23 protein-coding genes and 2 pseudogenes are annotated in these 19,693 nt (G+C 67.7%); 13 read left to right on the forward strand and 12 right to left on the reverse strand.

Annotated elements, in window-relative coordinates; all coding sequences use genetic code 11:
* Positions 1-647: 647 nt before the first annotated feature.
* The gene (locus FHX42_RS09840; protein WP_182543922.1) at positions 648-1,304 is read right to left on the reverse strand and encodes an SRPBCC domain-containing protein; all 657 of its coding nucleotides are present in this window, start codon (positions 1,302-1,304) and stop codon (positions 648-650) included.
* Positions 1,301-1,669: an ArsR/SmtB family transcription factor gene (locus tag FHX42_RS09845; protein WP_182543923.1), complete on the reverse strand. Its 369-nt coding sequence runs from the start codon at positions 1,667-1,669 to the stop codon at positions 1,301-1,303. The genes FHX42_RS09840 and FHX42_RS09845 overlap by 4 nt, the downstream gene beginning before the upstream one ends.
* Before the next feature lie 433 nt (positions 1,670-2,102).
* On the opposite strand from FHX42_RS09845, the gene FHX42_RS09850 reads away from it, so the two are divergent.
* Positions 2,103-2,462, forward strand: coding sequence for a GNAT family N-acetyltransferase (locus FHX42_RS09850; RefSeq protein ID WP_235987157.1), 360 nt, complete (start codon positions 2,103-2,105; stop codon positions 2,460-2,462).
* Positions 2,463-2,500: 38 nt separating this feature from the next.
* On the opposite strand, the gene FHX42_RS09855 is transcribed toward FHX42_RS09850, so the two are convergent.
* Both FHX42_RS09855 and FHX42_RS09860 read right to left on the reverse strand, forming a co-directional pair.
* The gene (locus tag FHX42_RS09855) at positions 2,501-2,917 is read right to left on the reverse strand and encodes a PaaI family thioesterase (RefSeq protein WP_182543924.1); all 417 of its coding nucleotides are present in this window, start codon (positions 2,915-2,917) and stop codon (positions 2,501-2,503) included.
* The gene (locus FHX42_RS09860; RefSeq protein ID WP_182543925.1) at positions 2,914-3,651 is read right to left on the reverse strand and encodes a 3-keto-5-aminohexanoate cleavage protein; all 738 of its coding nucleotides are present in this window, start codon (positions 3,649-3,651) and stop codon (positions 2,914-2,916) included. Before FHX42_RS09860 ends, FHX42_RS09855 begins: the two co-directional genes overlap by 4 nt.
* A gap of 121 nt (positions 3,652-3,772) precedes the next feature.
* Here FHX42_RS09860 and FHX42_RS09865 point away from each other — a divergent pair, with 121 nt between their 5' ends.
* From FHX42_RS09865 to FHX42_RS09885, 5 genes are all read left to right on the forward strand, one after another.
* Positions 3,773-4,711, forward strand: coding sequence for a class I SAM-dependent methyltransferase (locus tag FHX42_RS09865; RefSeq protein ID WP_182543926.1), 939 nt, complete (start codon positions 3,773-3,775; stop codon positions 4,709-4,711).
* Between the two features lie 48 nt (positions 4,712-4,759).
* Positions 4,760-5,227, forward strand: coding sequence for a hypothetical protein (locus FHX42_RS09870; RefSeq protein WP_182543927.1), 468 nt, complete (start codon positions 4,760-4,762; stop codon positions 5,225-5,227).
* 182 nt (positions 5,228-5,409) lie between these two features.
* Positions 5,410-7,044: an ABC-F family ATP-binding cassette domain-containing protein gene (locus tag FHX42_RS09875; protein WP_182543928.1), complete on the forward strand. Its 1,635-nt coding sequence runs from the start codon at positions 5,410-5,412 to the stop codon at positions 7,042-7,044.
* Positions 7,045-7,055: 11 nt separating this feature from the next.
* Complete coding sequence (locus FHX42_RS09880) at positions 7,056-8,030, forward strand: alpha/beta fold hydrolase (protein WP_235987159.1); 975 nt, start codon at positions 7,056-7,058, stop codon at positions 8,028-8,030.
* 108 nt (positions 8,031-8,138) lie between these two features.
* Positions 8,139-9,125: a malate dehydrogenase gene (locus tag FHX42_RS09885; protein WP_182543929.1), complete on the forward strand. Its 987-nt coding sequence runs from the start codon at positions 8,139-8,141 to the stop codon at positions 9,123-9,125.
* Between the two features lie 86 nt (positions 9,126-9,211).
* Here the strand turns inward: FHX42_RS09885 and map are convergent, their stop codons facing one another.
* Positions 9,212-9,997 (reverse strand): type I methionyl aminopeptidase, encoded by a 786-nt coding sequence (map, locus tag FHX42_RS09890; RefSeq protein WP_182543930.1) that lies wholly within the window; start codon positions 9,995-9,997, stop codon positions 9,212-9,214.
* A 170-nt stretch (positions 9,998-10,167) separates the two neighbouring features.
* On the opposite strand from map, the gene FHX42_RS27750 reads away from it, so the two are divergent.
* From FHX42_RS27750 to FHX42_RS09905, 4 genes and pseudogenes are all read left to right on the forward strand, one after another.
* On the forward strand, positions 10,168-10,791 hold the full coding sequence (locus tag FHX42_RS27750) for a DJ-1/PfpI family protein (RefSeq protein ID WP_220480100.1): 624 nt from the start codon (positions 10,168-10,170) through the stop codon (positions 10,789-10,791).
* A 25-nt stretch (positions 10,792-10,816) separates the two neighbouring features.
* Positions 10,817-10,867, forward strand: a pseudogene (locus FHX42_RS27755) (hypothetical protein); the annotation flags it as partial.
* Between the two features lie 132 nt (positions 10,868-10,999).
* Positions 11,000-11,644, forward strand: a complete 645-nt coding sequence (locus FHX42_RS09900) for a DJ-1/PfpI family protein (protein WP_182543931.1) — start codon at positions 11,000-11,002, stop codon at positions 11,642-11,644.
* Positions 11,645-11,668: 24 nt separating this feature from the next.
* Positions 11,669-12,217 (forward strand): AAA family ATPase, encoded by a 549-nt coding sequence (locus tag FHX42_RS09905; protein WP_182543932.1) that lies wholly within the window; start codon positions 11,669-11,671, stop codon positions 12,215-12,217.
* Here the strand turns inward: FHX42_RS09905 and FHX42_RS09910 are convergent.
* Positions 12,201-12,509, reverse strand: a pseudogene (locus FHX42_RS09910) (helix-turn-helix domain-containing protein); the annotation flags it as partial. The gene FHX42_RS09905 and the pseudogene FHX42_RS09910 sit on opposite strands and share 17 nt — an antisense overlap.
* A 174-nt stretch (positions 12,510-12,683) precedes the next feature.
* Here FHX42_RS09910 and FHX42_RS09915 point away from each other — a divergent pair.
* A complete protein-coding gene (locus tag FHX42_RS09915) occupies positions 12,684-12,950 on the forward strand; it encodes a helix-turn-helix transcriptional regulator (RefSeq protein WP_182543933.1) in 267 nt (88 codons plus the stop codon).
* Between the two features lie 38 nt (positions 12,951-12,988).
* Here FHX42_RS09915 and FHX42_RS09920 read toward each other — a convergent pair whose 3' ends face one another.
* The 5 genes from FHX42_RS09920 to FHX42_RS09940 all read right to left on the reverse strand — a co-directional run bounded on the left by FHX42_RS09920 (position 12,989) and on the right by FHX42_RS09940 (position 17,098).
* Complete coding sequence (locus tag FHX42_RS09920) at positions 12,989-13,399, reverse strand: PPOX class F420-dependent oxidoreductase (RefSeq protein WP_182543934.1); 411 nt, start codon at positions 13,397-13,399, stop codon at positions 12,989-12,991.
* A 185-nt stretch (positions 13,400-13,584) separates the two neighbouring features.
* Positions 13,585-13,740: a hypothetical protein gene (locus FHX42_RS09925; RefSeq protein WP_182543935.1), complete on the reverse strand. Its 156-nt coding sequence runs from the start codon at positions 13,738-13,740 to the stop codon at positions 13,585-13,587.
* 102 nt (positions 13,741-13,842) lie between these two features.
* A complete protein-coding gene (locus tag FHX42_RS09930) occupies positions 13,843-14,457 on the reverse strand; it encodes an acetate uptake transporter (protein WP_182543936.1) in 615 nt (204 codons plus the stop codon).
* Positions 14,458-14,859: 402 nt separating this feature from the next.
* On the reverse strand, positions 14,860-15,867 hold the full coding sequence (locus FHX42_RS09935; protein ID WP_182543937.1) for a tyrosine-type recombinase/integrase: 1,008 nt from the start codon (positions 15,865-15,867) through the stop codon (positions 14,860-14,862).
* Between the two features lie 466 nt (positions 15,868-16,333).
* Positions 16,334-17,098, reverse strand: a complete 765-nt coding sequence (locus tag FHX42_RS09940; protein WP_182543938.1) for a hypothetical protein — start codon at positions 17,096-17,098, stop codon at positions 16,334-16,336.
* 194 nt (positions 17,099-17,292) lie between these two features.
* On the opposite strand from FHX42_RS09940, the gene FHX42_RS09945 reads away from it, so the two are divergent.
* The gene (locus FHX42_RS09945; protein ID WP_220480103.1) at positions 17,293-18,138 is read left to right on the forward strand and encodes a DMT family transporter; all 846 of its coding nucleotides are present in this window, start codon (positions 17,293-17,295) and stop codon (positions 18,136-18,138) included.
* Positions 18,139-18,252: 114 nt separating this feature from the next.
* Here FHX42_RS09945 and FHX42_RS09950 read toward each other — a convergent pair whose 3' ends face one another.
* Positions 18,253-18,795, reverse strand: coding sequence for an NADPH-dependent FMN reductase (locus tag FHX42_RS09950; protein ID WP_182543940.1), 543 nt, complete (start codon positions 18,793-18,795; stop codon positions 18,253-18,255).
* A gap of 381 nt (positions 18,796-19,176) precedes the next feature.
* On the opposite strand from FHX42_RS09950, the gene FHX42_RS09955 reads away from it, so the two are divergent.
* Positions 19,177-19,650: a hypothetical protein gene (locus tag FHX42_RS09955; RefSeq protein WP_182543941.1), complete on the forward strand. Its 474-nt coding sequence runs from the start codon at positions 19,177-19,179 to the stop codon at positions 19,648-19,650.
* The last annotated feature ends 43 nt before the right edge of the window (positions 19,651-19,693 follow it).

Genomic DNA, 19,693 nt, shown 5'->3' on the forward strand with positions numbered 1-19,693 from the left:
ATCGACAAGTCCGCAGGCTGCACCAAGATCGACATGCCGACTGGCTGCGCCGTCGCGGTCGGCTCCTGCGGGCGCTGTCGGAACGACCAGTGTCGTCGACGTGCACGTGCTCACTACGAGCTCTCGGGTCCCTGAAAACCGCTCTCCAGCGAAAACCCCAGCACAGAAGTTCGCCGATAATCTATATTATGTTAAGTAATGGTTCGTGGAGGCCTCCCCGAAGCTGATCCGCGAACCTGCGCCGACCTCGACCGGTGCTGCGAACACGACCTACGTGGACGGCGCTGACGCTGCTGAGCCAGATCATCGGCGGACGCCACCGTTGCGGAGGTGTCCTTCCCGTCATGCGCTCCTCCCCGCTCCGAGTGGCTACGGAAGCTGGGATCGCTCGCCCGCACGAGTCGCACAAGTCTCCGTCGCGGTCGGCCTCGTTGCCGCGCGAGTTCCTGCTGCGTGTTCAGCTGCTTCGCCAGCGCGCGCAACCGTGTTTCTCGTTCGCCTCACGAGTCTTCGGGTCCTCGAACGCGGCCAGCTCGGCCATCACCTCGGCCACCATCGTCTCGGTCACCTCAACCTCCCTGTACCTCGTGTGACGAAGGGACTCCGAGTACTGGTTCGCTGTGCGACGACACTCGATCTGGGGTCAGTCATGCGGGCTCTTCGCCCAGGTAAAAGGCGGTGGTGCGGTTCGCGGCCGCTGTGGCGTCTTCCTCCGGTGTTCCGGCGCGCACCGACGCCTCGGCCCACCGCCCGCTTGCAGCGCGGATGAACTGCTGAGCGGGTCCGGTCCGGGCGAAGGCACTGGGATCGTCCGGACGGTCCTTTCCAGCGACCAGGTGCAGCGCCAGGCCCAGCAGGGCGAGGTCCCAGCCCACCCCTGTTGCGCCCGGGCCGAACTGGGTCCAGAACTCTGAGTCGGCGTCGCCGGTGTGCTCGTGCTCGAGGGTGAGCCGCACCCGGTCCCCTTCTGGGGTGAGGCGCACAGCCAGCTGACTGGAGTCTCCGGCGTTCTCCCACGTCACCGTGAATGAGCGCGGTGGGTCGCAGGCCACGACCTCGCCGGAGGCGTTGCCCTCGACGTGGTAGCGGCCTCCCAGTTGTAGGTCACCACTGACCGGTGCGAACCAGCGCTCGAGCCGGTCGGCCTGTGTGCAGGCCTCCCAGAGGTCCTCCAGCGTGGTCGGGTAGGACTGGCCGATGGTCTGAACTGTGTGCTGCTTCTTCTCGTCGCGTTTGACGGTGAGCTCGCGGCGCACCTCGTCGGGTTGCGAGGCGATGATGTGGTGGTCGGATGGCTGGGTCATGGTTGCTCCTCGTCGTTGGTCGAAGCCGGTGCGTTGCTGTCTCGTCGTGTCTTCTTGCCGCGGGCGATCTCGGTCGCGAGTGCGTCCAGGCGCGGCTCCCAGAATCGCCGGAACGGATCCAGCCACTCGTCGACGCTGCGAAGCGGCGTCGGGTCCAGTGAGTACACCCGACGGGTCCCCTCGGTCCGCATGTCCGCGAACCCCGCCTCCCTGAGCACCTTGAGGTGCTGGGACACCGCCGGCTGGCTGATCCCGAACTCTTCGCCGACCACGCGGACGACATCGCCCGCTGACATCTCGCCGTTGGCCAGCAGCTCGAGGATGCGTCTCCGGACAGGGTCACCGAGAACGTCGAACGCGTGCACATCGCAAGTATAAGCGAGAGGAAGTATAAGTCAACTTCGATATTAGTTGGACGAGCCGTAGCGCGCCCCCGATCCGTCCGCTGCGGCAGTGAACTCCGGGATCGCAGCAAGGGGTCGCGCGATGGTGCTGTGCGTGCACCGCTGGGCCAGCAGGTCCTGGGGCTCAACGGCATGGTCGTGCCCGCCGACCGCTATGAGCCCGAATACACCTGGCAAGCGACCTGAGAAGGTCGAGCACGCTCCTCGGTGCCGGGGAATCCGGTTGACCGAGTGAGCAGGATGAGTGCCATGAGTCCCTCGTCGCCGAAAGCGGTGCCCTGGAGCATGACCACCGTGCCGGTGTCCGACCGGGACGCCGTGGAGCTGTTGCGCGTCTACTTCGCCGAGATGGTCGGTCGCTACACCGGTCGTGGTGCTGGGCACGACGAGGTCGATGCGGCGATGGCCGAAGATCCCAGCGAGGCTTTGGCGCCTTCCGTCGGGGGTGTTCCTGTTGGCGCGGTACGACGGTCGCCCGGCGGGTTGTGTTGGTGTGAAGCTGGTCGAGGCCCACTCCGCCGAAATCAAGCGGATGTTCGTGCGTCACGACCTGCGTGGGCTGGGCGGTGGTTCGCGGCTGGTCGGGGCTGCCGAGAGCGCGGCGCGTGAGCTGGGTGCCACGACCGTGCGGCTGGATACCCGGCACGATCTCGTCGAGGCCCGCGCCCTCTATTCCAAGCACGGATACGTCGAGACTCCGCCGTATTCCGGGTCCTTGTACGCCGATCACTGGTTCACCAAGAGCTTGGGGTGATCCGGTGACGCCCTCTCCCCGACCGGCTTCTCGCGGTGTCATTCCGGTTCGGGCAGCACGGCCTGACTCTGGGTGGTTTGGGCGACGCGGCGTTCCTCGTCGTCGAACAGGTCGGTCTGGACCACCACGATGCTGTTTCCTCGCTGCAGGGGCTGGCTGATTCCGTGCACCCTCCCCTGCCGCACTCCGTGGAAGAAGTTGCTCGTGGACTGGATGGTGGAGGTGGTGGTCTGTTCGGGCAGGTTGAGGTAGGCGCAGATGGCTCCGAGGCTGTCGGCGAGCGTCATGAGGGCGCCGCCGTGCAGGAAGCCGCCGAGGGTGCAGCGTTCTGGAGACCAGTCGAGGTGGCCGCGTACCTGCTGGGGGTCGTCGGAGTCCAGTTGCACTCCCAGGGCGGCGGCGAAGGGCATGGACGCCACCAGCAGGTGGGTTTCGTCGGGTGGTGTGGCGGTCATGGCCGGTTTCCCCTTTCTCGTGTGGTGTGACGGAGCCGGTGTGCTTCGGTGACGAGTTCGGCGTTGTCGTCGGCGACGCGGCCGTCTGGCAGGTGCGGTGTGTCTTCCAGGCCGATGCGGGTGTCGAGTCCCTCGCGGAGGGCGAGGTTCAACACGGGCCAGGCTCCTGCGGATTCTCCGTGCAGCAGTATGGGGGCGCTCACCGGGTGTAGGCGGGTGAGCAGTGCCGTGGCTGTCGTGGTGGCGCCTTTCGCGGTCCGGTCGGTGACTTCGGCCAGCACGCGGAGGACGTGTGCGCGGTGTGGTGAGGTCAGGAAGTGTTCCTCGGCGTCGGTGCCCGAGCGGATGCCGGCTTCGATGCCGATGCCGCGTTCGAGCAGGGTTTCGGCGAGGTCGTCGGCCCCGGGTTCGTGCCAGTTCACCGAGGCGTGGTCGGGCAGTACGGTCCAGGTCCGGATCGTGGCGATCCGCTCCCCCGGGGCCGGTGTGGTCCAGGCGCCGGTGGTGATGCCCACTGCGATGCCGGGTGCGGCGGCTCGGACGGCGCGCAGGGTGGCGGCCACGAACGGGGCTTCGAGGGTGTCGGTGCCGTCGGGGGTTTTGGGATGCAGGTGGAGGTCCTCGGCGCCGGCGGTGATGCTGGTCGCTGCGGCGTGAGCGAGCTGTTCGGGGAGCACGGGAAGGTGGTGGTGCTGGTGGGGTGTTCGGGCGCCGTTGAGGCAGGCCTGCAACATGAGGTGATTCTGCTCGATGTGGGGGTGTGGGCGAAACTCCGCGACGCCGTTTCGCGTGGCCGGGACAACGGGGTGTGATAACGGATACCGTTTGTGTCACTGCCGTCGGAGGGAGCTTCGCGTGTCGGTGTCCGAGGTCTGTCGGAGGTATCGGCGGGGTGACCTGCCGAGTTCGGGAGTCGATCTGGGGGTGGATGCGACTTCGGCGCTGTTGTTGGCGGTGTGGGCGCATTCGGTGGGTGATCGCGCCACCGCGTGCGAGTGTGCTGCTCGGGCGGCTCGGTTCGATCCCGGCAGTGAGTTCGCGCGGCTGTTGGCGCGGTATGTGCGGGATCCTGCCGGGGAGGGTGTCTACGACTCCCCCGCGGCGTTTCGGGCGTTCATCCGTGGCGGTGGCAATGTGGGATTGTACGAACGGACGTCGGCGGCGTTGCGTGCGGCGTACGACGAGTTCCGGCCGGGGTGTGTGCTCGACATCGGTGTGGGTGACGGGTTGGCGTTGATGCCCGCCGTGCCGGACAGTGGTGTTCACGTGGACCTCGTGGAGCCGAGCGCTTCGCTCCTCGACGAGGTGGTTGGGGCTTTGACGCATCGCGGTATTTCTCATCGGGCGTGTCAGGGCACGTTTCAGGAGTTCACTTGTGACCATGATGCGTCGTCGTGGGATCTGGTGCAGTCGAGTTTCGCGTTGCAGTCGCTGCCGCCGGATGACCGGTCGCGGGCGTTGAGCTGGATCGCTCGGCACACGCGGGTGTTCGTGCTCGTGGAGTTCGATGTGGCCGAGGTGGTGTGTCCGTACGAGCCCGGGTGGTTTCGGGGGTGTGTGTCCCGGGTCGAGCGGGGGTTGCGCGAGTACGGTCGGGATCGGGATCTGGTTGGTCTCGGTTTCGTGTTGCCGGTCATTCTGGGGCATTTCGATACCGCGGGCCGGACGAACTACGAGTGTTCCGTGCGGCAGTGGGAGTGGGAACTGCGTGAGGCGGGGTTTACGGACGTCGTTTCCCGCGAGCTCTACGACTACTGGTGGGAGCCGGCCCACGTGGTCGAGGCGACTCGATGACCGGCGGTTTCGGTGTCGTGAGCGTGCTGTTGTAGCTGGGGGCTCGCGGTGACGTGGTTGTTGAGCGTGTTCGCGGTGAGCGCGGGTACGGGGGTCGTACCGGTGTTCAGTTCCGAGTTGTATCTGGTGGGGGTGATGGTGGCTCATCCCGAGTTGCCGTGGTGGTTGGCCGGTTCGGTGGCGGCTGTGGGGCAGTTGCTCGGTAAGAGCGTGCACTATCTGGCCGCGCGGGGTGTGGTGGCGTTGCCCCGGTGGGTGGGAAGGGCGAGGTGGGGGCGCTGGTCCGGTTGGTCGGGGCGGTTCCAGCGATGGTGTCGGCGGCGGCCGTTGTGGAGCGCGGGTGTGGTGTTGGTCAGTGCGGTGGTCGGGGTGCCGCCGTTCGCGATGGTCGTGGTCGCCGGTGGTGTGGCTCGGTTGTCGCCGGCGGTGATCGTTCCCTCCGGTGTGGTCGGTCGGGTGTCGCGGTACTGCCTGGTGGCGGCCTTGCCGGGGATGGCCCAGTCCTGGTGGTGGTGAGGTCTTCGGAAATTCGGTGGTGGGACGGGAGGGGGCTGGGTTAGGCTGGGGACACTATGAAGCAGTGACATCGAGCTCGGCCCGCGCCTGCGGCCGCCTCCAGCGCCGGTTTCGTCGGTGATGCTGGTGTGCTTCGTGCCCGGCGGGTACCACTACCCCACTGTGTGAGTTGGTCCTGCTTGATGTCTGCTGCTTTTCTCGTCGCTCGTGATCTCACCAAGTCCTACGGTGCCCGTGTCGTCGTCGACGGCGTGTCGTTGACCGCCGGTGCGGGGCGTCGCATCGGACTCGTCGGGGACAACGGGACCGGTAAAACCACGTTGTTGCGGTTGCTGGCCGGGCTCGACGATCCCGATGCAGGTGAGGTCGTCCGGCCCGACGATGTCGGGTTCCTGCACCAGGAACTTCCCTACCCGCATGGCAGCACGGTCACGACCGTGCTGGAGGATTCCCTGGCCGAGGTGCGCAGGGTGGAGCGGGAGCTGGCCGAGGTGGCCGAGCGGCTCGCGGTGTGGCCCGGAGATGCCGGGTTGCTGGCGACCTACGGTGACCTGCTGGAGTGGGCGCGGGTTCACGAGGTGTGGGACGCCGACCGGCGCGTCGATCTCGTCCTGGCCGGGCTGGGGTTGTCCGGGGTCGGTGGTGACCGGACGTTGGACGCGTTGTCGGGAGGACAGCGTTGCCGGTTGGGGCTGGCGGCGCTGTTGGTGCGTCAGCCGCGGGTCGTGGTGTTGGACGAGCCGACCAATCATCTCGACGATGCTGCCGTGACGTTCCTCCAGCGGCATCTGGCCGCGTTACCGGGTGCGGTGGTGTTGGCCAGTCACGATCGGGTGTTTCTGGACGCGGTGTGTACCGACATCGTCGACATGGATCCCGGTGTGGACGGCGTCACCCACTATGGAGGGGCTTTTTCGGATTATTTGTGGGCCAAGCGTGTCGCGCGTGCTCGCTGGGAGCAGCGTCGTGCCGTCGAGCAGGACGAGCTCGCCCGGCTGCGGGAGTCGGTCGCGGTCACCGCGCGGCAGGTCAGCCACGGCGCTCCTCGGGGCAACACCAGCAAGTTGGCGTACGACTACAAGGGCGCGCGCGTGGACAAGCAGATCTCGCGGCGGGTGCGTGACGCCCGGCAGCGGCTCGACGAGCTGGAACGCACCCAGATGCGCAAGCCTCCGGTGCCGTTGCGGTTCGCCGCACCGGTGACCAGTGGTGGTGCTGGTGACGAGGTCGCCGTTCGAGTGCGCGCGGCGGGGTTGGGGTCTCGGGTGTGGCTCGATGAGCTCGATCTCGACGGGGATGGGCGGTTGCTGATCACCGGGCCGAACGGGGCGGGCAAGTCCAGTCTGCTGTATTTGATGGCCGGGTGGGTGCGTCCGGAGACCGGTGTGGTCCAGCACCGGCGGGGTCTGCGGGTCGGGCTGTTGGAGCAGGACGTGGTCTTCACCGATGCCGACCGCACGCCTCGGCAGGTGTATGCCGCTGCCACCGGGGGCCGGGGTGATGTCGCGGGGTTGGGTGAGCTGGGGCTGCTGGCCGGGCGTGATCTGGATCGTCCGGTCGGTGTGCTCTCGGTCGGTCAGCGTCGAAGGCTGGCGTTGGCCACGCTCATCGCCGATCCGCCGCACGTGTTGTTGCTGGACGAGCCGACCAATCACCTCTCGCTGAGCCTGGCTTCGGAGTTGGAGGAGGCGTTGGCCGCGGCACCGGGGGCGTTGGTGGTGGCCAGTCACGACCGGTGGCTGCGGCGTCGGTGGGGCGGGCCCACCCTGGCGTTGGAGGGCGGCCGGACCGTCGGGAGATCCTCGGTCGCGGACTGAAGGGGGCTCGCATGCAACGGTTCGTGACCACCGGTGAGGGAGTCCGGTTGTGGACCGAGTCTTCCGGCCACGCGGAGGACCCGCCGGTGTTGCTGATCACGGGTGCGAACGCGTCCGCGCCGAGTTGGCCGGACGAGTTCGTCGAACTGCTGGTCTCGCGGGGATGGCGCGTACTGCGCTACGACCATCGCGACACCGGCCGGTCCACCCGCGTGGATATCATCGAACGTCCCTACTCGGTGGCCGACATGGCCGGTGATGCCGTGGCCGTGCTGGACGGCCACGGCATCACCGGTGCTCATGTGGTGGGTTTTTCCCTCGGCGGGACTCTCGGTCAGGTTCTGGCCCTTGATCACGGGCCCCGGTTGCGCAGCCTGGCCCTCGTGGCCACCGCCGCCTTGGACGTGGACTTCGTGGGCAACATGCGTCGAGCGCTCGCGGACGAGCCCAGCCCGGACGGGCTACCGACGCCGACACCGCAGATCGTGCGTGCGATGGTCAGCAGGGCCGATCCGGTCACCGATCGCGAGAGCGCGCTGCGGGCACGGGTGGACGAGTGGCGCTTGTTGGCCGGAGAAGTCCTGCCTTTCGACGCCGAGGAGTTCCGGCGTCTGGAGCAGCGCGTCATGGATCACGAGGGGTCGTGGCAGCGACCTGGTAACCACGCCGTGACCACACCGGTGCCGACCGAGCGCGGTGTCGACCTGGCTCAGGTCACCACGCCCACCCTGGTGGTCGAAGGTGGTCAGGGTCCGATCAATCCACCTCCGCACGGGGCAGCACTTGGCCGCTGTACTCCCCCGTGGCCGGTGCGTGCAGGTACCCGGCATGGGACACGCCCTGCCCGTCAGCGTGCACCGGTACCTCGTCGAACGTCTCGACGAGCACTTCCGGTGGTCCTCGACCGCGGTCCCCTCCGGGCTGGGTCGGTGACCCGACGCGGTCACGACTCGTGTCCGGTCGGTTGCGGTCGCGCGTGCGGCTGAATCGGTCCCGTCCTAGCATGGTTGTGATCCGTAGCGGGGGCGCTTGGCCAGCGCCGTGGGGCGGATAGCATCGCCCCAACAATCACCCGGCAAGCAGGAGAGATCTCCATGACCCGTTCCCCCGTCACCGTCACTGTTACCGGCGCGGCCGGTCAGATCGGCTACGCGCTACTGTTCCGGATCGCCTCCGGTCAGCTCATCGACGCGGAGACGCCGATCAAGTTGCGGCTGCTGGAGATTCCCAAGGCTGTCACCGCCGCCGAAGGCACCGCGATGGAGCTCACCGACTGCGCGTTTCCGCTGTTGAGTGACATCGAGGTCACCGATGACGCGCGCAAGGCCTTCGACGGCACCAACATCGCCATGCTCGTCGGTGCTCGGCCGCGTTCGCAGGGCATGGAGCGGGGTGACCTGCTGGAGGCCAATGGGGGGATCTTCAAGCCGCAGGGTGAGGCCATCAACGCCGGTGCGGCCTCCGACGTGCGGGTGCTGGCGGTCGGTAACCCGGCCAACACCAACGCGCTGATCACCCAGGCCCACGCTCCGGACGTGCCCGCCGAGCGGTTCACCGCGATGACGCGGTTGGACCACAATCGGGCGTTGGCTCAGCTGGCCGCGAAGCTGGGCGTGTCGGTGGCCGAGATCCGCCGGTTGGCCATCTGGGGCAACCACTCGGCCACCCAGTACCCGGACATCTTCCACGCCGATGTGGGTGGCGAGAACGCCGCCGAGCAGGTCGAGCAGGACTGGATTCGGGACGATTTCATCCCGACCGTGTCCAAGCGTGGTGCGGCGATCATCGAGGCGCGGGGGGCCTCGTCGGCGGCCTCGGCCGCCAACGCCGCTATCGATCACGTGCACACCTGGGTCAACGGCACCGACGAGGGTGACTGGACCTCGGCCGGCGTCGTGTCGGACGGCTCGTACGGGGTCCCGGAAGGACTGATCTCGTCGTTCCCCGTCACCGCCCGCGACGGCCGCTACGAGATCGTGCAGGGGCTGGACATCGACGCGTTCTCCCGGGAGCGGATCGACGCCTCGGTGCAGGAGCTGACCGAGGAGCGGGACACGGTTCGCCGCCTGGGACTGGTGTAACTGGAAGTGCGGCTCGCCCGACGGGCCGTGCGTGGAACAGGCCCCTGCACCAGCGAGGTGCAGGGGCCTGTTCGTGTCCGTGTGCGTCAGAGCGAGTTTGGCCGTTCCGGGCGTCGCGTGAGTACTCGAGGGCCGTCCTCGGTGATCGAGACCGTGTGCTCGGAGTGGGCGGTGCGTGAGCCGTCGGCGGCGCGGAGGGTCCAGCCGTCCGGGTCGGTGATGATGCGGTCGGTGGTGCGGGCGAACCAGGGCTCCAGGGCGATGGTCAGTCCCGGCCGGAGGACGAGGCCGCGTCCGGCGCGGCCGTCGTTGGCCACGTTGGGGGCCTCGTGCATGGTGCGTCCCAGCCCGTGGCCACCGAACTCCGTGTTGACCGGGTAGCCGTTCTCGGCGGCGACCGTGGCGATCGTCGCCGAGATGTCGCCCAAGCGGTTACCGGGCTGTGCGGCCGCGATCGCGGATTCGAGGGCGGTCTCGGTGGCGCGGACCAGGCGTAGGTCCTCGGTGGCGGGGGTGCCCACGATGACGCTGCGGGCCGAGTCGGCCACCCACCCGTCGATGTCGACCGCGAAGTCCATGCTCAGCACGTCGCCGTCGCGGAGTGCGTAGTCGTGCGGGAGTCCGTGCAGGACCGCATCGTTGACGGACAGGCAGATGACGTTGCGGAACGGGCCCTCGCCGAAGGAGGGGGCGTAGTCCCAGTAGCAGGATTTCGCTCCGCGTTGGCTGATCTTGTCGCGGGCGTGGTGTTCCAGGTCGAGGAGGTTGACGCCGACGTCGGCGAGGTCGCCGAGTTCGGTCAGCACGTCGGCGACGAAGCGGCCGGTGGTGTGCATCCGGTCGATCTCGGTGGGTGACTTCAGTTCGATCACGGGCGTTCCTTCCACGACAATGCTCGGTATAATAATACCCCCCCCGGGTTGTGGTGATCCCCCGGTGGCACACGTCGAAAAAACACCGCTCATGGCAGAAAAGGTGGGAGATTCGGCATTGTGGTCATCTGCTCGGCTCGGCCAGCACGGTTTCCGCGCGGAGCCGATCGGTGCTCGTCGTCCTGTTCGAGGGCGTGCAGAGCCTTGACGTGACGGGCCCGTCGGAGGTGTTCGCCGCTGCCGATCGCTGGCGGACGTCGCGCGGTGGCGGACCGGCCTACGACGTCTCCACGGCCGGCCTCGGTGGTCATCCGGTCCGTACGTCCAGTGGTTTGCCGATCACTCCCGACGTCGACCTGCACCGTGCGCGGGAACCCGATGTGCTCCTCGTCCCCGGTGGCGAGGGAACGTGCGTGCCCGACCAGGATCTCGTCGCGTGGCTGCGCCGACAGGCGCGGCAGGTCGTGTCGGTGTGCACGGGTGCCTTACGGTGTGCACGGGTGCCTTCCTGCTCGCCGAGCCCGGCGTGCTGTCGGGGCGACGGGATACCACCCACTGGGCCCACTGCGAGTCCCGGGCCGGCCGGTTTCCCGACGTCGACGTCACCGCGGAGCCGATTTTCGTCCGGAACGGCGACCTCGCCACCCAGACAGCGCAGCGCGAGCCACTGCGAGAGGTTCAGCAGTGGATCGTCGAACGCCCGGAGGCTGACCTGTGCGTGCACGCCCTCGCCGAGCGAGTCACCCTGCCGCCTCGGCAGTTCACGCGTGCCTTCGCCGACCGGGTGGGCATGACCCCGGGCGCTATGTCGATCGAGTTCGGCTGGAAGCCGCTCGCCGCCGACTGGAGGACACCGGCGAGGGAATCGAGGAAACAGCTCGGGCTTGCGGCTTCGGCACGCCGGAAGCGATGCGACGCGCTTTCGTGCGCGCCCGTCCTCGCCCCCGTCCGAGTACCGGCGTCGGTTCCACCCCGATTCCCCGCCAACGACCGAGGAGAACGATGCGGATCGCGATCCTGCTTTTTGACCGGTTCACCGCCCTCGACGCGGTCGGGCCCTACGAGGTGCTCAGCCGTTTGCCCGATACCGAGACCGTCTTCGTCGGGCAGCGGACGGGGCCTGTGCGCAACGAGGGGGGCAGCCTCGCCCTGGTCGCCGAGGCCACCTTGGCCGACGTGGCACGTCCCGACATCGTCGTCGTGCCCGGCGGTCCCGGACAGTCCGCGCACATGTCCGACGGGCCCGTCCACCAGTGGTTGCGCGCCGTCGACGCGACCAGCGCCTGGACGACGTCGGTGTGCACCGGATCGCTGATCCTCGCCGCCGCGGGACTGCTCACCGGACGCCGGGCCGCCTCGCACTGGCTGGCTCTCGATCAGCTTCCGACGCTGGGCGCGTATCCGACCGGCGAACGCGTGGTCGTCGATGGTAAGTACGTCACCGCCGCAGGCGTGTCCTCCGGCATCGACATGGCCCTGACCCTCGCCGGACACATCGCAGGCGACGAAGTCGCCCAAACCATCCAGCTCGGCACCGAGTACGACCCCCGGCCCGCCTATGACGCGGGTGCACCGGACAAGGCCCCGGACGAGGTCGTCAGCGCTCTCCGTGCCCGCAGCCGCTTCGTCCTCCGGGGCGAGGCGTAACTGGTCGACGACGAGGAGGAAACGGTGCCGAAGCGCTATGTCGTCACCGGTGCACCCGGCGCCGGAAAGACCGCGCTCGTGCGTGGTCTGCAGGAGCGGGGCTGGGCCGTCGTGGAGGAGGCGGCGACCGAGGTGATCGCACGGGAACAGGCCCGAGGGGTGGACGAGCCGTGGACGCACGGCGACTTCGTCAGCAAGATCGCCGCACTGCAGCGTGACGAACAACAGCGCTCCGTCCCCGCTGATGTCGGCGTGCAGTTCTACGACCGCTCTCCGCTGTGCACGCTCGCACTCGCCCGGTACATGCGGCTGCCGGTCACATCGACCCTGGCCCACGAGGTCGCGCGCGTCGACCGGGAGCAGGTCTACGAGCGCACCGCTTTTTTCGTCCGCCCCATCGGGTTCGTCGAGCCGACCGCCGCCCGAAGGATCAGCTATCCCGAGTCCCTGGAGTTCGAGGCCGTACACGAGGAGACCTACCGCGACCACGGATTCACCATCGTGGATGTGGCGCCCGCCAGCGTCGCGGAGCGCACGGCCGCCGTCGAGGAACACGTCACCGCGCGGTGGTGAAGCTGCGGCGGTAGGTGTGGGGACTGACGTCGGTGGCCTTCTTGAAGCGGTCGCGGAAGGCGGTGGGTGATCCGAAGCCGCCCTGGGTTCCGATGCGTTCGACGGAGTGGCGCGTGGCTTCCAGGAGGTGTTGGGCTCGGCGGATCCGGGCGTGGTGGAGCCGTTGGAGAGGTGTGGTGCCGGTCTGTTCGCGGAAGCGGCGGATCAAGGTCCGGGTGCTGGTTCCGGCGTGGGCGGCGATGTCGGCGAGGGTGAGATCACGACCGAGGTCGTCCTGCAGCCGGGTGAGCAACTGCCCGTTGTCAGCGTAGAGGACGGCCGGATCGTCCGTCCCGCCTCAGCGACCGGCGCAGTGGGGACGACTTCCCTTCCTGACCTCGATGTGCGCGGAAGTCGTGGTGGCCCGGCTCGTTGTTGCCGGCGGTTGTTGTTCCCGGAGCGGAAATACCGGCCTTATCGTGACGGTATGGTTCGTTACCCACTCACGCCCGATCAGCTCGAGGCCGGCAAGCGCCTCGGAGCACTGCTGCGGGATGCTCGGGCTGACCGCGATCCCCAGACCGTGGCCCGTGCTGCGGGTATTTCGCCGGAGACCCTGCGCAAGATCGAAACCGGCCGGCTACCCACGCCGGCTTTCGGCACGGTCGTTCGTCTCGGCGACGCGCTCGGGTTGGCGGTCCAGGACCTGGCGGCCGTGTGGCGCGACGATCCGCCGCTGGAAGTGGTCTCGTAGGTTGTGTTCGGACGGATCCGTTTCGCACTGCGATCGCCTCAGGGATATGGCCCGTTGATGTCGCTGAGTTCGTAGTGCAGGGTCCTGGTACGCATGATCCGGTGGGACAGGGGAACGACGAGGCCGTGCAGTACGCGGTGTTTGCGGGCAAGGAGCTTGCTTGCCGCTCGGGCTTCGTCGCCGTCCAGACGCCGAGCTTGCCCTCGCATCATCGGTCCGGTGGGCTTGCCGCGGAAAGTCGACCGGTAGAACCGTACCTCGGGAAAGTTGCGCAGCCGCTTGCTCTTGCCGGCCTTGTCGAAGGTGCGGATGTAGGCGCGGTCCCCCCGCACGGCGATGTTGACGGGGGTGTCGACCCAGCTGCCATCGCGCTTCTTGGTCTGCAACAGGATCGTTCCTTGCCGGACGAACGGGCGCAGCAGGTCAGGCACCGGCTCTGTTGCGTTCATGACGATCCACTCGCTTCCAGGGCTTTTCGTTCCGATACGACTCAACCAGGTTGCTCCAGTTCCCCGGACGGGGCTGGGCGAAGCGGGCTTCCCGGTTGTTCGGAAGTGTCGACCTTCGTGCCCCGACCGCGCAGTGAACGGCCTGAGTTCGACGGGAAGCATTCCCGGTTACTGTTCCGCGCGGGTCAGCGCGGGGAGTTCGGAGCCTGTTCGCCGTGATGGGCCGGCTGGTCGAGCGTGCTGGTGCCGTGGTCGGCGTGGGGAGGCGGGCCCCAGGAGATCACCCGGTGTTCCGGGGTGCTGAGAGGTACGGGCTCGTCTCCGGGCGGAGCGATGATCACGCCGGGAGGGCGTCCCACGAGCCGCGGTACGTAGCGAAGATGGTCGCCGGTGCGCCCTCCGAGTGAGGATTCCCGCCTCACTCGGAGGGCCGTGTTCGTGCGTCAGCTCTTCGGGGCCAGCGAACCCACCGGCAGCAGGGTCCGCTTCCAGGTGAAGTTGGCCACCCCGGCGAACGAGGCGTACCAGGCCAGCACGGCGGTGATCAGACCGACCCAGCCACCGAGGGTGGCGATCGCGCCGACACCGGAGAGGTCCCCGATCGCCAGCAGGAAGAAGGTCAGCGTCAGGGCGACGAACACCGACAGGACGGCGACCGTGACCCGCATCGCCGCGACCGTCATGTAGGCGGTGAAGATGCCCCAGGCCAGCAGGTACAGCCCGGTGGCCGTGGCCGCGTCGGGTCCCAGTCCGTCGGTGACGAACTGAACGTAGGCCGCGAAGGACAGCCAGAAGGCGCCGTAGGAGGTAAAGGCCAGCGCCCCGAAGGTGTTGGCTTTGCGGAACTCCCACATGCCCGCCATGAACTGAGCCAGTCCCCCGTAGAACAGGGCCAGCGGCAGCACGACCGGTTCGAGGTCGCTGCTGAGCAGTCCCGCGTTGAACACGCTGAGCACGAAGGTGGTCAGCGCGAAGGCGGCGAGTCCCAGCGGTGCGGGATCGGCGATCGAGGCGGTCGGGTCGGGAGCTTGCTGGGGCGAGTTCGTGTCCTCAGCCATGAATGTGGTTCCTCTCGCTGTCTGGCAGTCGAGGTTATCGGTGATTAGCGGCATACATACGACACGTCGGGTGGGTGCCGCAAGGACCGTCTCCGATCACTCCTGTCGGAGCGAGCCGAGAAAGTGGCCGGGTGACGGTACCGTCACCCGGCCACAACGCTGCATAAGCTAGATCATCGTTACTCCACACGGCTACCAGCCATGCGATGAGCGGTCCTCACAGTACGACGAGCGGTCGCCCGTTCAGGGGAAACCGACACGGTCAGTGGTGCTATCCGCCCACTCGGTATTCGTGTGCAAGCGTCGACTTCCCTCGCCGTGAGCATTTTCGGCTGCTTCAGAGAGGAATGACCAAACATTCTTCCCGATGTCAACCCCTCCCTATTTTCGTCACGGTGACGTTCAGAGGTTGCGATCGGCGGTGGCCGCGGCGACGAGATGAGCGGGGTCGCGCGCCACCGACAGGGCGACATGGTCGTAGAGCTGGGTGATCGCGGCTGAGGAATGCCCGAGTGCGTCGCGACGGTCCTCCAAAGCCGCTCCACGTTGCCGGGCGATGGTGTTGAAGGTGTGCCGCATCGAGTGCGGAGTGATGCTTTCCGGCATCGGAACCCCTGCCCGGTCGGCAGTACGCTGCACCAGGCGATAGACCTGGTGTCGATTGATCCGCTTCCCGGCGCGGGTGACCAGCAAAGCCCGGCTGTCGGCTCCGTCGGGACGAACGGCCAGATACTCCTCCAGGAGCGCGGCGAGCTGGGGCGGCAGGGGGCGCAGGCGCACCGCTCCCCCCTTCATCCGCACGGTGAGTACCCGCATCCCGTCCCGCTGGCCCAGATCGTCGAGATCGGCCTGGCACAGCTCGGAGACCCGGATGCCCAGATCGACCAGAAACACCATGATCAACGCCGCGCACTCTCGGCCGAGCGTGCGATGCTCGCGGTCGCGGCTGGCGGCCAGCATCGTGCTCGCCTGCCCCTCGGTCACGCTGGCCGTGGGGGAATGACGCCGGTCGTAGCGGGGGCGGGTGACATCGCGGGCCGGATTGGCATCGAGCACGTCGGCTCGAACGAGAAACGTGTACCAGCTCGAGATCGCGGCCAGTTTGCGGGCACTGGTCTTCGCCGCCAGCGGGCGCCCGGTGCGCGGGTTCGGCGCCACGGCCAGCTCCGTGGCATACATCTGCACCTCGGGAAGCCGCAGCGTCAACGGATCCAGCTCGCGCCGGGCACACCATGCCAGGTATTCACGCAGGTCCCGCTGGTAGGCCGTGCGCGTCGCGGTCGATTCGGTGAACGAACCCAGCCATGCGGCCACCAAGTGCCCGAGGGCGTGGCCGGTTCGCGTGCTCGTGGCCAACAGGACTTCGTGCTCGGGGCGAGTCGGATTCGTTTCGAGCGGCTGCGTGGTCATGACGGCACTCTACCGCGCATAAGCGTACTTATGCGCGCACCCTCTGTTTCGTATTCGTACCGTACCTATCGTTTATTAGTATGATACGTTACTTTAGTTACGGTACTTTTCAACGAAACTAGGTGCAGGGATGACCGATACCCCACAGAGCGCGAGCGGGGACAATGCCGGGCAGGCACCGGCTGACTCGGAGGCGCTGTGCGCGTGGCCGGACGGATGCGCGCACCCGGCGGCACGAACTCACGGAGGGGGACGTCCGGGGCGCTACTGCCAGCAGCGCGTGAACGGGCGGATCCACAACCGTGGCAATGCGCAGAAACGCCGTCACGAACTCGCCACCGAGGACCAGGAGTCCCCTGCGACTCGTGCCATCGGGGACTCCGCTCCCGCCGAGCCACTTTCCGTGGACATGGCCCGGGCCTCGGTCACCGAGCAGGCTCACGAGCTCGCGCGGTTGGTGGAGCAACTACCGGCGCGGCTGTCCGACTACGTCACCCTGCTCTCTCAGGTCGGGGACGTGGATGCCGCCCAGCGCCAGATCGCGGCCGCACGACGTGAAAATCAGCGTCACCTCGACGAGGCCGAGGAACGTGTGGCCGCCGAACAAGCTGCCGCCTCGGCTGCTCGTGCCGAGCTCGCCGAGGAACAAGCGGCCCGTGTGGAGGCCGAGGAGGCCACCGAGGCCGCCAGCCGGCGCGCCGAGGACGCCGAAGCCATCGCTGAGCAGGCTCGTGAACAGGCCCGGTCGGCCGAGCAGGACACCACCGACGTGCGTGCTCAGGCCGAGCAGGATCTCGCCGAGGCCCATCGTCAGGCCCGGGAGTCCCTGGAACAGGCTCGCGTTGCCGCCGAAACCGAAGTTCGTGAGGTTCGTGCCGAGGGAGAGCGTCTGCTGTCCGAAGCCCGTCAGGCTCAGGAGCAGGAACTCGAGCGCGTTCGGGCCGAGGCCGCAGAGCAGGTCGAGCAGGCTCGTGGTCGTGCCGCCGAATCCGATCAACAGCGCGCCCGCGCCGAGCAGCGTGCCGCCGATGCCGAATCCGACGCCGCGCGTCTGCGGGAGCAGCTCGCCGAGAACACGCATCGTCACCGTGACGAAATCGACGCGCTCCGTCGGAGCCACCAGGATGACCGTGATGAAGCTCGTCGCCAGGCCGCCGAAGACCGTCAGCTCCTCAAAGACACCTACGAGCAGCGTCTCGCCGAACTCCGCTCCGTCTTCGCCCCCGAGCACCCCTCCCCCGACCAAGCCCCCGATTAGCGATCCCGCGGGCAGGCCGTGCGATCCCACGGCCTGCCCGCGGAACGTGCTTGCTTCGGTCGGATCCGATTCCGTGCTCTTTCGATCCGGTTTTGTCCGATGGCGTCACGGGGCTTAGGAAATCTTCGTGAGCGGGTACCCGCGATGTTGTGATCGGAATCGTTGTGATGATCGTAGCGGCACTGCTCAACGCCTCGGCGTCGGTGCTGCAGCGACGTGCGACCAAGGCCGAGCCCGAGTCGGCCGCGTTCTCCCTGCGGATGGTCCTGGACCTGGTTCGGCAGCCGGTGTGGATTCTGGGCATTCTCACGATGATCGCCGGGTTTCTGCTGCACGCGGTGTCGCTGTCGCTGTCCCAGATCGCCCTGGTCCAACCCCTGCTGGTTTCGGAGTTGCCGTTTACTCTGCTGTTGGCGTCCTGGGCGTTCGGCCTGCGCATTCCGAGACGGGACTGGGGGGCGATCGCCATGCAGTCGGCCGGGCTCGCCGCGTTCGTGGGGTGCCTGTCCCCCACCGGTGGTGACCCACGGGTACCGACGGCGACATGGGTGCTGGGCGTTGGGGTGACGGTCACTGCGGTGGCCGCGCTGGTGGTGCTGGGCTATCGCGGTCGTCACGAGCATCGGGCCGCTTTGCTGGGCGTGGCGACCGGGGCGACGTTCGGGCTGAACTCCGCGTTGATCGCCGGGGTCGCCGCCGAGGTCGGTCACGGTGGTGGCCTGCTCACGACCTGGCAGACCTACGGTGTCATCGCCCTGGCCCCGACCTCGTTCTTTCTGCTGCAGAACGCGTTGCAGGCGGGAAACCTGGTTGCCTCCCAACCCGGTTTCACGTTGACCAATCCCCTGGTGTCGGTGGCATGGGGGCTGGCGGTCTTCAACGAACAGGCTCGGGGCGGCGTGTTCGTGATCGGAACGATCGCCGGGGCCGTGCTGATCGGGGTCGGTACGGCCCAGCTGGCTCGTTCCCGGCTGCTGGATCCTGCCACCGCTCCTCGTGAATCGACGGGATGAGTGGGCGGTACTCACCTCCGGTGCGGGTGCCGCGAGCACGGCGGTCGGACGAGTCACCGGCCGAGTGGTCCTGGAGTCCCACTCGGCCGGAAGGACCGGACGTCTTGGCGCCGGTCACGTGCCGTAGGGCTGGGCGATGCGGGCTCGCCGCAGGGCACGGCCCCACCAGGCGAGCTGGTCGAGCAGTGTGGTGGCTGCCGTGTTGACGGCCTCGGCCTCGTGCGGTTTGCCGTGTTCGTCGAATCGTTGCGGTGCTTGGTGGAAACTCACCGTCTCGCGAATGGTGACCGTGTGGAGTTCGGCGAAAACCGTGCGCAGTGCTTCGACGGCCCGCAGGCCACCGGACAGGCCACCGTAGGAGACGAACCCGACCGGTTTGGCCTGCCAGGGCGCGTGGAGCGTGTCGATCGCGGTTTTGAGTGCCCCGGGGTAGCTGTGGTTGTACTCGGGGGTGACGACGACGAAGGCGTCAGCGGTATCGATCCGTGTGGCGAAGTCCTCACTGGTGGGTGCGGTCTCGGCCAGGTCGATGATGTCGGCTTTCATGTCCTCGCGGTGTTCGACCTGGTGGAGCATCCAGTCGCGGATCACGGGAGCGAACCGGCCGGGGCGTGTGCTGCCCACGAGCATTGCCAGGTGCAGGGGCTCTGAAGACATGCTGTGTCCTTCCGGGACGGAGCAGGAGGGCAGCGGAGTGCCCGGAGTCACGAAGGACGTTAAAACTTCTACCAATATCGAAGTCAATGATGGCGGCGCCGTACCGTGTCGTGGCGGCAGCTCGCCCGGGTTCGGGTGTTCTTGGTCACCGGCGATCACCGCGTGGAGTGCCCGTGCGGTCAGGGCACGCGAGTCCGTGCTGGTGACCACTTCGGTTTTCGGACGTATCCGGTAGCTGCGGATCCTCCGGCCGCGCCGTGATCAATCCCTGGGCACAGGGGTGATGTTTTATCGGACCGTGACCGGTAGGGTCTTCAGCAGCCGACGGGGTCCGCCCTGCCGGTACTACTGGCCGTTTGCTCCTCTTTCGAGTCGATACGGATGACACTTCAAGACGATCTTGCTCGACATTGGTTCCAGCCCCTGGTGCCGATGGACCACGGACACAAGGAACAAGCGCAACCGGATCCGGGACCGCTGACCACCCGCATCGTCGGCGAACTGCCGCCGCTCGATCAGCCGAGCACGCCCGCGCACCCCGCGCCCGAGCAGCTCGAGGTCACCCAGCCCTACATCCCCGCCGTCCGTGAGCAGCCCCCGGACTTCGCCAGGCGGCTGTCTCCGGAACAACCGCCTCCGGCGCCCAAGCCGACCACCTCGCCCCGGCAGGACCGCCCCGCTGAGTCGGCGCAGCCGGCGGCCGAGCCGACGACACCGGCATCCCGGCCCGAGTCGGCCGATTCCTCGCAGGCTCCGGCCGCCGCTCCCCGCAAGCGGCGCAGCCTGGCTCGCCGGGTGGTGCGGCGCATCATCGGACCGGACCTGTTGCGCAAGGACCCGCCCAAGCGCAAGTGACCGCGCAGGCCGGCTCCCTTCTTCCTTCGGAAACCGGCCTGCG

This window comes from Halosaccharopolyspora lacisalsi, from assembly GCF_014137975.1.
GTDB lineage: Bacteria > Actinomycetota > Actinomycetes > Mycobacteriales > Pseudonocardiaceae > Halosaccharopolyspora > Halosaccharopolyspora lacisalsi.

Excerpts from the sequence above, each read along its gene's own strand:
- FHX42_RS09915 (WP_182543933.1), top strand. The coding sequence starts at position 12,684 with ATGGTTCGTTACCCACTCACGCCCGATCAGCTCGAGGCCGGCAAGCGC.
- FHX42_RS09850 (WP_235987157.1), top strand. The coding sequence starts at position 2,103 with ATGCGGCGATGGCCGAAGATCCCAGCGAGGCTTTGGCGCCTTCCGTCG.
- FHX42_RS09930 (WP_182543936.1), bottom strand. The coding sequence starts at position 14,457 with ATGGCTGAGGACACGAACTCGCCCCAGCAAGCTCCCGACCCGACCGCC.
- FHX42_RS09955 (WP_182543941.1), top strand. The coding sequence starts at position 19,177 with ATGACACTTCAAGACGATCTTGCTCGACATTGGTTCCAGCCCCTGGTG.
- FHX42_RS09950 (WP_182543940.1), bottom strand. The coding sequence starts at position 18,795 with ATGTCTTCAGAGCCCCTGCACCTGGCAATGCTCGTGGGCAGCACACGC.
- FHX42_RS09885 (WP_182543929.1), top strand. The coding sequence starts at position 8,139 with ATGACCCGTTCCCCCGTCACCGTCACTGTTACCGGCGCGGCCGGTCAG.
- FHX42_RS09860 (WP_182543925.1), bottom strand. The coding sequence starts at position 3,651 with ATGTTGCAGGCCTGCCTCAACGGCGCCCGAACACCCCACCAGCACCAC.
- FHX42_RS09880 (WP_235987159.1), top strand. The coding sequence starts at position 7,056 with ATGCAACGGTTCGTGACCACCGGTGAGGGAGTCCGGTTGTGGACCGAG.
- FHX42_RS09855 (WP_182543924.1), bottom strand. The coding sequence starts at position 2,917 with ATGACCGCCACACCACCCGACGAAACCCACCTGCTGGTGGCGTCCATG.
- FHX42_RS09920 (WP_182543934.1), bottom strand. The coding sequence starts at position 13,399 with ATGAACGCAACAGAGCCGGTGCCTGACCTGCTGCGCCCGTTCGTCCGG.
- FHX42_RS09935 (WP_182543937.1), bottom strand. The coding sequence starts at position 15,867 with ATGACCACGCAGCCGCTCGAAACGAATCCGACTCGCCCCGAGCACGAA.
- FHX42_RS09900 (WP_182543931.1), top strand. The coding sequence starts at position 11,000 with ATGCGGATCGCGATCCTGCTTTTTGACCGGTTCACCGCCCTCGACGCG.
- FHX42_RS09875 (WP_182543928.1), top strand. The coding sequence starts at position 5,410 with ATGTCTGCTGCTTTTCTCGTCGCTCGTGATCTCACCAAGTCCTACGGT.
- FHX42_RS09945 (WP_220480103.1), top strand. The coding sequence starts at position 17,293 with ATGATCGTAGCGGCACTGCTCAACGCCTCGGCGTCGGTGCTGCAGCGA.
- FHX42_RS09840 (WP_182543922.1), bottom strand. The coding sequence starts at position 1,304 with ATGACCCAGCCATCCGACCACCACATCATCGCCTCGCAACCCGACGAG.